Here is a 14,121-nt window from a genome sequence, read left to right as displayed (position 1 = left end):
GCGTTGAAGTTCGCGCGGCCTGCCGTTATGGGGACGGACGGCGGACCCGTCCGCCGGCCCCGTGCGACGGTGCCGGGGGAAGGGGGACGAGACATGGCAGAGTTTGTGAGCCTCGGGACGATCGAGGCGCTCACGTTCGACGACGTTCTATTGATGCCGGGGCTTTCCGAAGTCCTGCCGGGTGAGACCAACGTGGCCACCCACGTCACGCGCGAGCTGCCGCTCAACATCCCGATCCTATCGTCTGCGATGGACACGGTCACCGAGGCGGAACTCGCCATCGCCATGGCTCAGGCCGGCGGCATCGGCACCATCCACCGCAACCTCACGCCGATCGAGCAGGCCGCCATGGTCCGCCGCGTGAAGAAGTACGAAAGTGGCATGATCGTCGACCCGCTGGTGATCGGCCCCGACGCCACCCTCGGCGACGCGCTGGCTCTCATGGACCAGCACAAGATTTCCGGCATCCCGGTGGTGGAGAATGGAGGCCTCGGCGGCCACATCCGCGGCCGTCTGGTCGGCGTCCTCACCAACCGCGACGTGCGGTTCGCCAGCGACCCGTCCCAGCCGATTCGTGAGCTGATGACGTCCAAGAACCTCGTTACCGTGCGTGACGAGGTGGGCCAGGACGAGGCCAAGCGGCTGCTCCACCAACACCGCATCGAGAAGCTTCTGGTGGTGGACGAGGCGGGCAACTGCACCGGCCTCATCACCGTGAAGGACATGGAGAAGGCGCGTGCCTATCCGAACGCGGTGAAGGACGCCAAGGGCCGCCTGCGTGTCGCCGCCGCCACCAATGTGGGCGATGCCGGCATGGAGCGCGTCGAGGCGCTGGTGGATGCCGAGGTGGACCTCGTCGTCGTCGACACCGCGCACGGCCATTCCCAGAAGGTGCTCGACACGGTGGCGCAGGTGAAGCGCCTCTCCAACCAGGTTCAGGTGCTGGCCGGCAACGTCGCCACCCCGGACGGCACGCGCGCCCTGATCGACGCGGGCGCGGACGCGGTGAAGGTCGGCATCGGCCCAGGCTCCATCTGCACCACACGCGTCGTCGCCGGTGTGGGCATGCCGCAGCTCACCGCCATCATGGAGGCCTGCAAGGTCGCCTCCGGGCAGGACATCCCTGTGGTGGCCGACGGCGGGATCAAGTTCTCGGGCGATCTTGCCAAGGCGCTGGCGGCGGGGGCGTCCTGTGCCATGGTCGGCTCGCTTCTGGCGGGCACCGAGGAGGCGCCGGGCGAGGTCTATCTGCACCAGGGCCGCTCGTACAAATCCTATCGCGGCATGGGATCGCTGGGCGCCATGGCCCGCGGCTCGGCCGACCGCTACTTCCAGGCCGAGGTGCGCGACACCATGAAGATGGTGCCGGAGGGCATCGAGGGGCAGGTGCCCTACAAGGGCCCGGTGGGCAACGTCATTCACCAGCTCGTCGGCGGCCTGCGCTCGGCGATGGGTTATGTCGGCGCCAAGGACCTTGCCGAGCTGAACGAGAAGGCCCGGTTCGTGCGCATCACCAATGCGGGCCTTGCCGAAAGCCACGTCCACGATGTCGCCATCGTGCGCGAGAGCCCGAACTACCCGAGCGCGCGTTGACGGACGAGGACGGCGCAAACGCCCGTAACCGGCTGCGCGCGGCGCTCCACGCCTATGTGGAGCGGTCGCCGCGCGCGTCGGCCATCGGCATCGCCGTCCCCGGCACGGCGGCGGCGGACACCGGCCCGGTGGCCGTCGCCGAGATCTTCGACGCGGCGGACGTCGCGCCCTGCCTGCTGCGCTACCGCCTCCACTGCGCCGAGGGGGAGCCGTTCGGCGCGGCGGACCTCCTCATCGGCCTCGGCGACACCGCCCCGGCGGAGCGCGATGCGGTGATGGCGGACCTTGCCGCGGTGGCGCCGCGCTGGGCCGTGGTGGCGCCGCATGGTGAGGCGGGCGTCTCGGTCTCCCTGCCGCTTCCGTTGATGACACCGCGCGGCGGGTTCGAGGCGGAGACCGCCGAGCTGGCGCTTCGCTGGTTCCGCATGCTGGCCGACTGGTGGCACCGCACCGGGCGAAGCGCTATCCCTTCCGCCACCGCTCCCGACCGCGCCTGACACCCGGCCACGCCCGACACCCTGATGCGGTCGACCCTGACCGCGCCTGACCGACGAGAAGACAAAATGAAACCCGCAGGCCGCATCGCCGCCGCCATCGAGGTCCTGACCGACGTCGAACAGCGTCACCGCCCGGTGGCCGACGCGCTGAAGGACTGGGGCCTATCGCACCGGTTCGCAGGCTCCGGCGACCGCGCGGCCATCGGCAACCTGGTGTTCGACGTGCTCCGCTGGCGCCGCTCCTCCGCCTTCCGCGCCGGTGAAGATACCGCCCGGGCCGTGACGCTCGCCACCTTGCGCTTTCACTGGGGCGTCGGCCTTGCCGACCTCACCGACCTTTGCACCGGCACCCACGGCCCCGGCGAGCTGACCGAGGCCGAACGCGCCGCCCTCGCCACCGACCGCCTGGCCGAGGCGCCCGCCGACGTCGCTGCCGACATCCCGGACTGGCTCGCCCCCGCCTTCGAGGACAATTTCGGCGACGACTGGGTGGCCGAAGCGGCGGCGCTCGCAGCCCGCGCGCCGGTGGACCTGCGCGTCAACACGCTGAAGGCCGACCCCGCCAAGGTGCTCGCCGCGCTGAAGCGGTTCGGCGCCGAGAAGGGCGCGATCAGCCCCGTCGGCATCCGCCTTCCGGCCCGCGACGGGTGGGAGAGGGCGCCCAACATCACCCGCGAGGACCTCTACCAGCGCGGCCAGGTCGAGGTGCAGGACGAAGGCAGCCAGGCCGCCGCGCTGATGACGCTCGCCCACCCCGGCGAGCAGATCCTGGACCTGTGCGCAGGCGCCGGCGGCAAGACGCTGGCCCTGGCGGCGCAGATGGACAATCGCGGCCAGCTCCACGCCACCGACGCCGACCAGAACCAGCTCGCCCCGATCTTCGAGCGGCTGAAGCGCGCCGGTGTGCGCAACGCCCAGGTCCACCGCGCCGGGTCCGACCTTTCGGCCCTCCGCGGCAAGATGGACAAGGTGCTGGTCGACGCGCCGTGCTCGGGTTCGGGCACATGGCGCCGCCGGCCCGAGACGAAGTGGCGCCTCACCCCCGAGGCGCTGGAGAAGCGCACCGATCAGCAGGCCGACGTGCTCGACACCGCGCGCCAATTCGTGCGCCCCGGCGGCACGCTGATCTACGTCACCTGCTCGGTGCTGCCGCAGGAGAACGAGGCGCAGATCGCCGATTTCCTCGACCGCGCGTCCGACTTCACGCTGACCTCGATGGCCGACGCCTGGGTCGACGTCGCCGGCTCATCGGCGCCCATGCCTTGGAGCGCGGAGGGGTTGATGATGACGATGACCCCCGCCGCCACCGGCACGGACGGCTTCTTCGTCGCCGCCCTGAAGCGCACCGGTTGAGCCGATGAGCGCCCCACGAAGCGCGGCGAGCGACAGCCCGTGCACCAAGGTCTGCCAGATCGCGCCTGGCCCCGGCCTGTGCCGCGGTTGCCAGCGTACCATCGACGAGATCGCCGGATGGGCCACCATGAGCGCGGCCGATCGGGCCGCCGTCCTCGCCGATCTGCCCGCCCGGCGCCAGCGCATGGCCGCCTCGGGAGAAGCCGTGCGTTGACAGGCCCGCAGCTTCGCTTCACGTCCTGCGAGACAATTCTGCAAGGGGTCCCCCGATGACGCTCGATGACGCGCTGAAATCCATGCCGGTCGTGGCCGTGCTCCGCGGTCTTTCGCCGGATGAGGCGGAGGGCGTCGGCCAGGCGCTCGTGGATGCGGCGATCCCAGTGATGGAAGTGCCGCTCAACTCGCCGGAGCCGTTCAAGTCGATCCGCATCCAGGCGGACAAGTTCTCCGGCACCTCCATCGTCGGCGCCGGCACCGTGCTCTATCCCGAGCAGGTCGCGCGTGTGGCGGACGCGGGCGGCACCATCATCGTCTCGCCGAACTTCAATCCGGAAGTCGTGCGCGCCACCAAGCGGTGCGGCCTTCTCTCGGTGCCGGGCGTCTTCACCCCGTCTGAGGCCTTCCAGGCGCTGGACGCGGGCGCCGACGCGTTGAAGCTCTTCCCCGGCGACGGGCTGAGCCCCAAGGTGGTGAAGGCGATGCGCGCCGTGCTGCCGAAGGGTACGCGCCTCATCGTCACCGGCGGGGTGGACGCCAAGAATATCGGTGAGTGGCTGGCGGGCGGGGCGGACGGTGTCGGCATCGGCTCCGCGCTCTACAAGCCGGGCAAGACGGTGGCCGAGGTCGCCGCCGACGCCAAGGCATTCGCGGACGCCACCCGCGCGGCGATGGGCCGCTGATGGGCGCCGCGGCGATGGACATCGTCTGCCTCGGCGAACCGATGATCGAGTTCAACCGGCAGTCCGACGGGCGCTGGCTGGAGGGCTTCGGGGGTGACGTGTCGAACGTCGCCATCGCCGCTGCGCGCCAGGGGGCCAAGGTCGGCATGATCTCGGCGCTGGGCCGCGACCAGTTCGGCGACATGATCATGGACCTGTGGCACACCGAGGGCGTGGACACCCGCTATGTGACGCGCCATGCCGAGGCGCCGACCGGCATCTACTTCGTCGACCACGGCGAGGCGGGGCACAGCTTCTCCTACCGCCGCGCGGGGTCGGCGGCGGCGCTGATGGGACCGCAGGACATCCCGCCCGCCGCCATCGAGGGGGCGCGGCTGTTGCACCTCTCCGGCATCAGCCAGGCGATCTCGTCGACGGCGTGCGACGCGGGCTTTGCGGCGATGGAGTGCGCCAGAGCGGCCGGCGTCACCGTCTCCTACGACCTCAACTACCGTGCCCGGCTGTGGCCGCTGCCGCGGGCGCGTGCCGTCATCCATCAGGCGCTGCGCTCGGCCGACATCGCGCTGCCCGGGTTCGACGATGCGTCCGTCCTCACCGGCCATACCGCGCCGGATGCGATCCTGGACGTCTACGCTGCGCTCGGCCCATCGGTCATCGCGCTGACGCTGGGGGCCGACGGGGCCGTGGTGCAGGAGGGCTCGGCGCGCCACACCATCCCGGCCGTCCCCACCGAGGCGGTCGACGCATCGGGCGCGGGCGACTGTTTCGACGGTGCGTTCCTCGTCAAATGGCTGGAGACCAACGATGCGGCCGCGGCGGGGCGCTATGCGGCGTGCGCGGCGGCATTGTCGGTGCGCGGCTACGGTGCCGTGGCGCCGATCCCCACCGCCGACGCCGTCGCGGCGATGCTCTCCTCCGGCGCCTGATCCACGTCCGGCGGCGGCGATGCGATTCGCCGCCTCCCTTCGCCAGTGCGGGCCGAAGCTGAGCGGGATAGGCGCCGATTCGGGCATAAAATGCATCGAAACCGGGTTTTTGGCCCATGGGTGACGTTTTGGTGACCACGCTCACCGCGAGAGAGCGCCATGCATGGCTGCCTTGCGGCGGGCGGGGGCGCGGCTCGGTGGCATGGCGCGGCGGCTTGTTTGAAAAGGGGCGCATCTTCCCACCGCGGGTGGCCTCCCGCCCGTCCTCAGACCGCCAAGGACCGCAGATGACCTTCAAGCCGCTCTTCCACCTCGCCTTCCATGTCGACGATCTGGCCGAGGCGCGCCGCTTCTACGGTACGCTGCTGGGCTGCAAGGAGGGGCGCAGCACGGACACCTGGGTCGATTTCGACTTCTTCGGCCACCAGATCTCGCTGCACAAAGGCGCCCCGTTCCCCAGCGAGGCGACCGGCAAGGTGGGCGACCACATGGTGCCGATGCCCCACCTCGGCGCCGTGCTGCCGCTGACCCTGTGGCGCGAGGTGGCCGGCCGTCTGACGGAAGGCGGCGTCGACTTCATCATCCCGCCCACCGTGCGTTTCGAGGGCCAGCCCGGCGAGCAGTGGACGATGTTCTTCCGCGACCCCGCCGGCAACCCGATCGAGGTGAAGGGGTTCGCCGAAGAAGCCGCGGTGTGGGCCGCGTGAGCGAAACCATCCCCTTCTTCAACCGGATGGGGGATGAGGAGCGCGCCGCGTGGACGGGCGCACTCCGCTCCGTCCTGCCGGGCCACACCATCGCCGCCCCGGCCGAGATGTCCGACGAGGCGGCGGCGGCAGCGCGCGTCGCCATCGTCGCCAACCCCGACCCGGCCGAGATGGCACGCTTCACCGGCCTCGTGTGGGTGCAGAGCGTGTGGGCGGGCGTGGAGCGCATGGTGGGAACGCTGCCGGAGCGCATCGGCATCGTGCGCCTCGTCGACCCCGTTCTGGGCGAGGCGATGGCCGAGGGCGTCCTCACCCATACGCTCTACCTGCACCGCCGCGTACCGGAATATCTCGCCTTTCAGCGCCAGGGCGTGTGGCGGCAGCTCGACCACCCGCGCGCGTCGCGCCGCACGGTGGCGATCCTGGGCCTCGGCGAGCTCGGCCGGGCCTGCGCCGCCACCCTCACCGGGCAGGGCTTCAAGGTGATCGGCTGGTCCCGCTCGGCCCGCAGCGTTCCGGGGGTGGACTGCCGCCATGGGGATGCCGCGCTGCCGCTGGTGCTGGCGGAGGCGGACATCGTCGTCGTCCTGGTGCCGCTGACGGAGGCGACGCGCGGCCTGCTCTCCGCTCGCATGCTCTCTTACTGCAAGGCCGGGGCGGGGCTGATCAACGTGGCGCGCGGGCCGATCGTCGACCGCACGGCGCTGCTGGCGGCGCTCGATTCCGGGCGAATCGGCCACGCGGTGCTGGACGTGTTCGACACCGAGCCGCTGCCGGCGGACGATCCCTTCTGGTCCCACCCCAAGGTGACGGTGATGCCCCACGTTGCGGCGATCACCGACATGGAGAGCGCCAGCGCCATCGTGGCGGCGAACCTGGCGGCCTTCTTCGCCGACGGGACCGTGCCGCCGACGGTGGACGCCGCCCGCGGCTACTGATCAGCGTCAGATCAGCACCGGCGCGAAGATGACGAGGCCGCCGCCGACGAGGGCGGCGGCACGCGCCGGCAGCCGCCAGCGCGAGATGAGGCCGAACGAGACGCCGGTGAGGCCGATCGCCATCTGCACCCCGACGAGCAGCGCCATCAGCGGGCGGTCGGCGATGTCTATGAGCGCCGGGTTGGCGATCATGCCGAGCGGGATCACGTAGAGGCCGACGCCGAGCGCCATCGCCGCCATGGCGACCTTCAGCCAGTTTTCACCCACCATGCCGGCGGCGATGAACACCGCCCCGCATACCGGCGGCGTGATGGTCGACAACAGCGCGAACCAGAACACGAAGAGGTGCGCCTGCAGCGGCTCGATGCCGAGGCCGGTGAGCGCGGGCCCCGCGACCGACACGCAGATCACGTAAGCGGCCGTGGTGGGGACTTCCATGCCCAGGATGAGGCAGGCGAGGGCGGTCAGCAGCAGCGTCGGCCAAACCTCGCCGCCGGACCCGGCGATGATGGCGGACGTCAGCTTCACGCCGAGCCCGGTGATGCCGAGAACGCCGATGACGATGGACGCGCACAGGATGATGGCGGCGATCATGGCGATCTGCCGGCCGCAGGCGACCATCGCCCCGGCGACGCGGGTGAGGCCCTGGCGCGGGGCGAAGCCGCGGTGTCCGTCGAAGAACAGCGCGACGAAGGCGAGGAGGACGGCGAGCGCGGCGGAATATTGCGGCGTGTAGCCGAGCACGAACATCGCCCCCAAGAGCACCGAGAAGGGGACGAGGAAGAAGAGCGATGTGACGATGACGTCGCGCTTGGAGGGCTGATCGTCGGCGGGCAGTCCCCGCAGCGGGTGACGCGAGGCGAAGGCGTCGATCCCGACCCAGACGGTGAAGAAATAGAGGATCGCCGGAAGGAGCGCGGCGAGGACGATCTCGGTATAGGGAACGCCCGTCAACTCGACCATGACGAAGGCGCCGGCGCCCATCAAAGGCGGCATGATCTGCCCGCCCGACGAGGCGACCGCCTCCACCGCTCCGGCGATCCGGCGGGGGTAGCCGAGGCGCGTCATGGCCGGCAGCGTGATCGCCCCGGTGGAGGCGACGTTGGCGGACGCCGAGCCCGAGATGGACCCGAACAGCGCGGAGGACAGCACCGACACCTTGGCCGCGCCCCCGCTGAGGCGCCCCGCGGCGGCGGACGCGGCGTTCATGAAGCCTTGTCCGGCCTCGCCCGCGTTCAGCACCGCGCCGAAGATGACGAAGACCGACACCACGCCCACCGACACGCCGGTGAGGCTGGACCAGATGCCGCCTTCGGTGATGGTCAAGGTGCCGAGGAAGCTCGCCAACGGGGTGCCCGCGTGGCCGAACTCGCCGGGGATATATTGGCCGAACAGGCCGTAGGCGAGGGTCGTGAGCGCGACGAGGGGCAGCGGCCAGCCGATCATCCGCCGCGCGCCCTCGATGACGATGGCGAGAAGCACCACCGCCATCGCGATCTGAAAGCCGTTCTCGAGGAAGCCGTATTGGTTGGAGAGGCTGACGTGGTTGAGTGCCACCCACAGGCAGCCGCCGAGGCCGAGCGCCGTGATGACCGTGCCCACGGCGAGGCCCGCCCGCGTGGTCGCCGGGGCGATGAAGACCCACGGCAGGATCAGCGCCATGTGCAGCGGCCGGCTGACGAGGTTCGGCACGAGGCCGTGAAACACGAGGCCGAGGTGAGCCACGACGGAGAGGGCGCCCAGTGCGATCCACACGAAGGCTGACGGCGGGGAGAACATGAAGGGAAGGGGTCCGTGGTCCCGGCCCGCGCGGCGCGCCGGGACCCTGTCAGATGGTGGGGGAGGTGCGGACTATTGGCCGGGGACGGAGGCGCCGATTTCCGCGTAGTAGCGCAGCGCGCCGGGATGGATCTCGGTCGTGACGGTGTCCATCATCTCCGGCGACACGGCGGCCCACCAGCGCGAGACGCCCGCGAGTGCGGCCTGCTCTTCCCAGAAGGTCTTGGTGAGGAGATAGGCGGTGTCGTCGCTCATCTTGCTGGTGGCGAAGGCGACCACGGGAAGCGAGGTGGTGACGACGTCCTCGTCCTGCCCGGCGTAGGTCCCGGCGGGGATGACGGTGCGGGTGCGCTTGGTCTCGGCCACCTGATCGTCGGTCATGGAGATGACGTTGACGTCCATCGACGCGGCGGCCTCGATGACGTTGGGGGCCGGGAAGGAACCCGCGGTCACGAAGGCGTCGATCTGGCCGTTCTTCAGCGCGGCGACCGCGTTGGAGAGCTCGGCATTGGCGATGGTGACATTACCGTCCAGCCCGAAGAGGGTGAGGTATTTCTCGCCCTCGGTGGCGCCGAAGCTGCCGCTGCCGAGGAGGATGGTCTTGCCGGAAAGGCCGGCGAGGTCGGTTGCGCCGCTGTCCTTGGAGGCGACGAAGTGCATCGTCAGCGAGGGGATGGGGAAGAGGGCACGGATCTCGGCGAAGGCGGGGCTGGAGCGACCTTCGAACATCGCCTTGCCGGATTGGGCGAGGGCGACGAGGGCGGGCGGCGTGGTGAACACATAGTCCGCGCCGCGAGCCCGCACTTCCATGACGTTCTGGACCGAGCCCTGGCTCTCTTCCAGCGTGACGCTGACGGCGCCGTCGGTGCCCTTCTTCATGGCCTCGGCGAGTTCGACGCCCATCTGGTAGTAGGACGAGCCGGCTTTGGCGGACTTGTAGGTGATCCGCTCCTGGGCGGCGGCGCCGGTGGTATGCGCCGTCGTGGCGGCGAAGGCGAGGACGGCGGCGGCTGCTCCGAGCCGCTTCAGGACGGTGCGGGCCGTCCTGTGACGCTGCAACATGGTGTTTCCTCCGGGTGATCGATTGATGATCGTTTCTGGGCCGCGCGGGAACGCCTGCGGTCGAAAGGGCCGCGGCGCGAGAGGGAAGGAACCCTTTTGCATTGCCGGCCGCCGCGCTTCAATGTGCCAGCGCAGCGCGCTCGGCGGCTGCCGTGATTTAATGCAATTCACGTGCATCAGGCGCATACCATCCACATCCAGTTATGCGCTATGCTCATGCCTCCGTCCCGGATTTCTGCCAGCAACCTTTTGTAGCAGCACGAAATTGACGTGAAAGATCAGCGATTCAGCGCGGTTCTGGATGAAGGCGCTTGCGCGGCGCCTTGGTCTATCGTGTGATCGCCCAAAATAACGGTGTCCGCAAAGCGGATTACTGACAATAAAGCGGTCTCGTTGGAGCCGAGGAGGAACGGCATGAAGGGCACGGTGGACATCGATCCGCTCGAGAGCCAGGAGTGGCAGGACGCCATCGAGGATGTGATCCAGCGGGACGGTGCGGACCGAGCCCATTTCCTGCTGGACAAGGCAGTGCAACAGGCCCGCGCGAATGGGGCGACGCTGCCCTTCTCCGCGACCACGCCCTACCTGAACACGATCCCGGCCGACGAGGACCTCGACCTTCCGGGCGATTCGGAGGTCGAGCAGCGCATCCGCAACATCAACCGCTGGAACGCGATGGCGACGGTGGTGCGGCGCAACAAAGAGTCATCCGAATATGGCGGCCACATCGCGTCCTTTGCCTCGTCGGCGTCGATGTACGATGTGGGGCTGAACCACTTCTGGCGCGCCAAGTCGGCGATTCACGGCGGTGATCTGGTGTTCTTCCAGGGCCACGTCGTGCCGGGCATCTACGCCCGCTCTTTCATGGAAGGGCGGCTGTCGGAAGAGCAGATGGCCAATTTCCGCTCCGAAGTGGGCGGCAACGGTCTCTCGTCCTATCCGCACCCCTGGCTGATGCCGGATTATTGGCAGTTCCCGACCGTGTCGATGGGTCTGGGGCCGCTGATGGCGATCTACCAGGCGCGGTTCATGAAATACATGCACAACCGCGGCATGATCGACATGGCCGACCGGAAGATCTGGGTCTTCCTCGGCGACGGCGAGATGGACGAGCCGGAGAGCCTCGGCGCCATCGCCCTGGCCGCGCGCGAGAAGCTGCACAACCTGATCTTCGTCATCAACTGCAACCTGCAGCGTCTCGACGGGCCGGTGCGCGGCAACGGCAAGATTATTCAGGAGCTGGAAGGCAACTTCCGCGGTGCGGGCTGGGACGTCATCAAGCTGATCTGGGGCGCCGGCTGGGACGAGCTCTTGGAGCGCGACACCTCCGGCCGCCTGCGCCAGTTGATGGACGAGACGCCGGACGGCGACTACCAGACCTACAAGTCCAAAGACGGCGCCTATGTGCGCGAACATTTCTTCAACCGCTACCCGGAGACGGCCGAGCTGGTCGCCGATTGGACGGACGAAGAGATTTTCAACCTGCGCCGCGGCGGGCACGACACCCGCAAGATCTACACCGCCTTCAAGCGCGCCGCGCGCAACGAGGGCGACCAGCCCACCTGCATCCTCGTCAAGACAGTGAAGGGCTACGGGATGGGGTCGGCCGGCGAAGGCCAGAACATCACCCACCAGCAGAAGAAGATGGCCGAGGACCAGCTTCGCGCCATGCGCGACCGGTTCGACATCCCCGTCGCCGACGAGGACATCGCCAAGGCCCCCTTCGTGATGCTGAACAACGCCCAGAAGGCGTACCTCGCCGACCGGCGGCGTGATCTCGGCGGCGCATTCCCGGCGCGCAACACCACCGCGCCGAAGCTCGACGTGCCGGACCTGTCGGCGTTCGAGGCGCAGTTGAAGGGCACGGGAGACCGCGAGATCTCCACCACGATGGCCTTCGTGCGCATCCTGACGACGCTCTTGCGCAACAAGGAGATCGGCAAGCACGTGGTGCCGATCGTTCCGGACGAATCGCGCACCTTCGGCATGGAAGGGCTGTTCCGCTCGGTCGGCATCTACAATCCGGAGGGGCAGAAATATACGCCCGCCGACGCCGACCAGATGGCCTTCTACAAGGAGAGCGAATCCGGCCAGGTGCTCCAGGAGGGCATCAACGAGGCCGGCGCCATGGCCGACTGGATCGCCGCCGCCACGTCCTATTCGACGCACGGCGTGCCGATGATCCCGTTCTACATCTATTATTCGATGTTCGGCTTCCAGCGCATCGGCGATCTCGCCTGGGCGGCGGGTGACAGCCGGGCGCGCGGCTTCATGCTGGGCGGCACCGCGGGCCGCACCACACTGAACGGCGAGGGGCTGCAGCACGAGGACGGCCACAGCCACATCCTCGCCGGGACGATCCCGACCTGCATCTCCTACGACCCGGCCTTCCAGCACGAGGTGGCGGTGATCGTCCACCACGGCCTGGACCGCATGTTCGTGCAGCAGGACGACGTCTACTTCTACCTCACACTGATGAACGAGAATTACGTTCACCCGGACATGCCCATGGGCGCCGAGGAGGGGATCATCAAAGGTCTCTACCGCCTCACCAAGGTGGAGAAGCCGGGCGACAAGCACGTCAACCTGATGGGCTCGGGCACCATCCTTGTGCAGGCCATCAAGGCGGCCGAGATGCTGAAGGACGACTTCGGTGTGACGGCCGATATCTGGTCGGCGACCTCGTTCAACGAGCTGGCGCGCGACGGGCAGGACTGCGCCCGCCACAATCGCCTCAACCCGTTGGACGAGCCGAAGGTGCCGTTCGTCACCCAGACTCTGAAGGCCGCGAAGGGTCCCATCGTCGCCGCGACGGACTACATGAAGAATTATGCCGAGCAGATCCGCGCCTTCGTGGAGGCGCCCTTCACGGTGCTCGGCACGGATGGCTTCGGCCGGTCCGACAGCCGCGTGAACCTGCGCCGCCACTTCGAGGTGGACGCGGCCCACATCGCCGCGACCGCCATGGTGGAGCTCTACAAGCTCGGCCACGTCTCCAAGGACGAGCTGACCAAGGCGCTGAACACCTACGATATCGACGGCAACAAGCCCAACCCGCGCCTCGCCTAAGCCGGAAAGAAGAGGACAAGAAACGATGGCAACGGAAGTCAAAGTTCCGGATATCGGCGATTTTTCCGACGTTCCGGTGATCACCGTCCTGGTGTCGGTGGGCGATACGGTCGCCAAGGAAGACCCGCTCTTGGAGCTGGAGTCGGACAAGGCGACGATGGAGGTGCCGTCCTCCGTCGCCGGCAAGATCACCGACATCAAGGTGTCGGTGGGCGACAAGGTGTCCGAAGGCTCGGTCATCATGCTGGTGGAGGCGGAAGGGGCGGACGACGCGCCTGCTCCCAAGCCCGAGGCGAAAGAGCCGCCCAAGGCCGAGGCACCCAAGAGCGAGGCACCCAAGAGCGATGCGCCCGCACCCGCACCCGCGCCGGTGGTGACCGACCACGCGGGCGGTAAATTCCACGCCTCTCCCTCCGTTCGGGCCTTCGCGCGCCAGGTCGAGGTGGACCTCTCCAAAGTCAACGGGTCCGGCCGCAAGGGCCGCATCCTGCGCGAAGACGTCATGAAGGCGGTGAAGGCGGCGGCGCCAGTCGCGGCCGCCGGCGGAGCTGCGGGCGGCATGGGCATCCCGCCCATCCCGGCGGTCGACTTCTCCAAGTTCGGCCCGGTCGAAAACGTCGAGATGAGCCGGATCAAGAAGCTGTCCGGCCCGGCGCTCCATCGTTCGTGGCTCAACATCCCGCATGTGACCCACAACGAGGAAGCCGACATCACCGACCTCGACCAGTACCGCAAGGAGCTGGACACCGAGGCGAAGGCGGATGGTTACCGCGTCACGCTGCTCTCCTTCATCATCAAGGCCAGCGTGTCGGCGTGTAAGAAGCATTGGGAGTTCAACTCGTCGATCCACCCGGACGGCGACAAGCTCATCAAGAAGTCCTACTACAACATCGGCTTCGCTGCGGACACGCCGCAGGGTCTCGTCGTCCCGGTCATCAAGGACGCGGACCGTAAGGGTATCGTCGAAATCTCCAAGGAGCTCGGCGAACTCTCGAAGCAGGCGCGGGACGGGAAGCTGAAGCCGGCGGACATGCAGGGCGCCACCTTCACCATCTCCTCGCTCGGCGGCATCGGCGGCACCTCGTTCACGCCGATCGTCAACGCGCCGGAGGTGGCGATCCTGGGGCTGACGCGCTCCAAGATGGCGCCGGTGTGGAACGGCTCGGAGTTCGAGCCGCGCAACATGCTGCCGATGAGCCTGTCCTACGATCACCGCGCCATCGACGGGGCGCTGGCCGCCCGCTTCTGCGCCCACCTCAAGTACCTGCTGGCCGACGCGCGCCGGCTGATGCTCTAAG

At 68.6% G+C, this 14,121-nt stretch carries 12 protein-coding genes; 10 read left to right on the top strand and 2 right to left on the bottom strand.

The window, feature by feature from the left end:
* Window positions 1-93: 93 nt before the first annotated feature.
* The 8 genes from guaB to BIX52_RS12200 all read left to right on the top strand — a co-directional run bounded on the left by guaB (window position 94) and on the right by BIX52_RS12200 (window position 6,913).
* Entirely contained in the window at window positions 94-1,593 is a 1,500-nt protein-coding gene (gene guaB / locus BIX52_RS12235) for an IMP dehydrogenase (protein WP_075221365.1), read from the top strand.
* On the top strand, window positions 1,590-2,090 hold the full coding sequence (locus BIX52_RS12230; RefSeq protein ID WP_075221364.1) for a hypothetical protein: 501 nt from the start codon (window positions 1,590-1,592) through the stop codon (window positions 2,088-2,090). The genes guaB and BIX52_RS12230 overlap by 4 nt, the downstream gene beginning before the upstream one ends.
* A 66-nt stretch (window positions 2,091-2,156) precedes the next feature.
* The gene (locus BIX52_RS12225; protein ID WP_075221363.1) at window positions 2,157-3,443 is read left to right on the top strand and encodes an RsmB/NOP family class I SAM-dependent RNA methyltransferase; all 1,287 of its coding nucleotides are present in this window, start codon (window positions 2,157-2,159) and stop codon (window positions 3,441-3,443) included.
* A 4-nt stretch (window positions 3,444-3,447) separates the two neighbouring features.
* A complete protein-coding gene (locus BIX52_RS12220) occupies window positions 3,448-3,657 on the top strand; it encodes a DUF1289 domain-containing protein (protein WP_075221362.1) in 210 nt (69 codons plus the stop codon).
* A 55-nt stretch (window positions 3,658-3,712) separates the two neighbouring features.
* Window positions 3,713-4,342 (top strand): 2-dehydro-3-deoxy-6-phosphogalactonate aldolase, encoded by a 630-nt coding sequence (locus tag BIX52_RS12215; RefSeq protein WP_075221361.1) that lies wholly within the window; start codon window positions 3,713-3,715, stop codon window positions 4,340-4,342.
* The gene (locus BIX52_RS12210) at window positions 4,342-5,268 is read left to right on the top strand and encodes a sugar kinase (RefSeq protein WP_075221360.1); all 927 of its coding nucleotides are present in this window, start codon (window positions 4,342-4,344) and stop codon (window positions 5,266-5,268) included. The genes BIX52_RS12215 and BIX52_RS12210 overlap by 1 nt, the downstream gene beginning before the upstream one ends.
* A gap of 287 nt (window positions 5,269-5,555) precedes the next feature.
* Window positions 5,556-5,975: a VOC family protein gene (locus tag BIX52_RS12205; protein ID WP_075221359.1), complete on the top strand. Its 420-nt coding sequence runs from the start codon at window positions 5,556-5,558 to the stop codon at window positions 5,973-5,975.
* Window positions 5,972-6,913, top strand: a complete 942-nt coding sequence (locus BIX52_RS12200; protein ID WP_245803184.1) for a 2-hydroxyacid dehydrogenase — start codon at window positions 5,972-5,974, stop codon at window positions 6,911-6,913. Before BIX52_RS12205 ends, BIX52_RS12200 begins: the two co-directional genes overlap by 4 nt.
* A 6-nt stretch (window positions 6,914-6,919) precedes the next feature.
* Here the strand turns inward: BIX52_RS12200 and BIX52_RS12195 are convergent, their stop codons facing one another.
* Entirely contained in the window at window positions 6,920-8,692 is a 1,773-nt protein-coding gene (locus BIX52_RS12195) for a TRAP transporter permease (protein ID WP_075221358.1), read from the bottom strand.
* 72 nt (window positions 8,693-8,764) lie between these two features.
* Window positions 8,765-9,754, bottom strand: a complete 990-nt coding sequence (locus tag BIX52_RS12190) for a TAXI family TRAP transporter solute-binding subunit (RefSeq protein WP_075221357.1) — start codon at window positions 9,752-9,754, stop codon at window positions 8,765-8,767.
* A 414-nt stretch (window positions 9,755-10,168) separates the two neighbouring features.
* On the opposite strand from BIX52_RS12190, the gene aceE reads away from it, so the two are divergent.
* Window positions 10,169-12,823 carry a pyruvate dehydrogenase (acetyl-transferring), homodimeric type gene (gene aceE, locus BIX52_RS12185; RefSeq protein WP_075221356.1) on the top strand — a complete coding sequence of 885 codons (2,655 nt, stop codon included), beginning with the start codon at window positions 10,169-10,171 and terminating at the stop codon, window positions 12,821-12,823.
* 25 nt (window positions 12,824-12,848) lie between these two features.
* The gene (gene aceF, locus BIX52_RS12180; protein ID WP_245803183.1) at window positions 12,849-14,120 is read left to right on the top strand and encodes a dihydrolipoyllysine-residue acetyltransferase; all 1,272 of its coding nucleotides are present in this window, start codon (window positions 12,849-12,851) and stop codon (window positions 14,118-14,120) included.
* Window position 14,121 lies beyond the last annotated feature (1 nt).

The sequence above is a fragment of the Acuticoccus yangtzensis genome (assembly GCF_001927245.1).
GTDB lineage: Bacteria > Pseudomonadota > Alphaproteobacteria > Rhizobiales > Amorphaceae > Acuticoccus > Acuticoccus yangtzensis.
The sequence above is the reverse complement of the archived record's forward strand: the minus strand, read 5'-3'. Positions and strand labels throughout refer to the sequence as shown.

Bases quoted from the DNA above. Each gene is read 5' to 3' on its own strand.
- guaB (WP_075221365.1), top strand. From the start codon at position 94: ATGGCAGAGTTTGTGAGCCTCGGGACGATCGAGGCGCTCACGTTCGAC.
- BIX52_RS12225 (WP_075221363.1), top strand. From the start codon at position 2,157: ATGAAACCCGCAGGCCGCATCGCCGCCGCCATCGAGGTCCTGACCGAC.
- BIX52_RS12220 (WP_075221362.1), top strand. From the start codon at position 3,448: ATGAGCGCCCCACGAAGCGCGGCGAGCGACAGCCCGTGCACCAAGGTC.
- BIX52_RS12215 (WP_075221361.1), top strand. From the start codon at position 3,713: ATGACGCTCGATGACGCGCTGAAATCCATGCCGGTCGTGGCCGTGCTC.
- BIX52_RS12210 (WP_075221360.1), top strand. From the start codon at position 4,342: ATGGGCGCCGCGGCGATGGACATCGTCTGCCTCGGCGAACCGATGATC.
- BIX52_RS12205 (WP_075221359.1), top strand. From the start codon at position 5,556: ATGACCTTCAAGCCGCTCTTCCACCTCGCCTTCCATGTCGACGATCTG.
- BIX52_RS12195 (WP_075221358.1), bottom strand. From the start codon at position 8,692: ATGTTCTCCCCGCCGTCAGCCTTCGTGTGGATCGCACTGGGCGCCCTC.
- BIX52_RS12190 (WP_075221357.1), bottom strand. From the start codon at position 9,754: ATGTTGCAGCGTCACAGGACGGCCCGCACCGTCCTGAAGCGGCTCGGA.
- aceE (WP_075221356.1), top strand. From the start codon at position 10,169: ATGAAGGGCACGGTGGACATCGATCCGCTCGAGAGCCAGGAGTGGCAG.
- aceF (WP_245803183.1), top strand. From the start codon at position 12,849: ATGGCAACGGAAGTCAAAGTTCCGGATATCGGCGATTTTTCCGACGTT.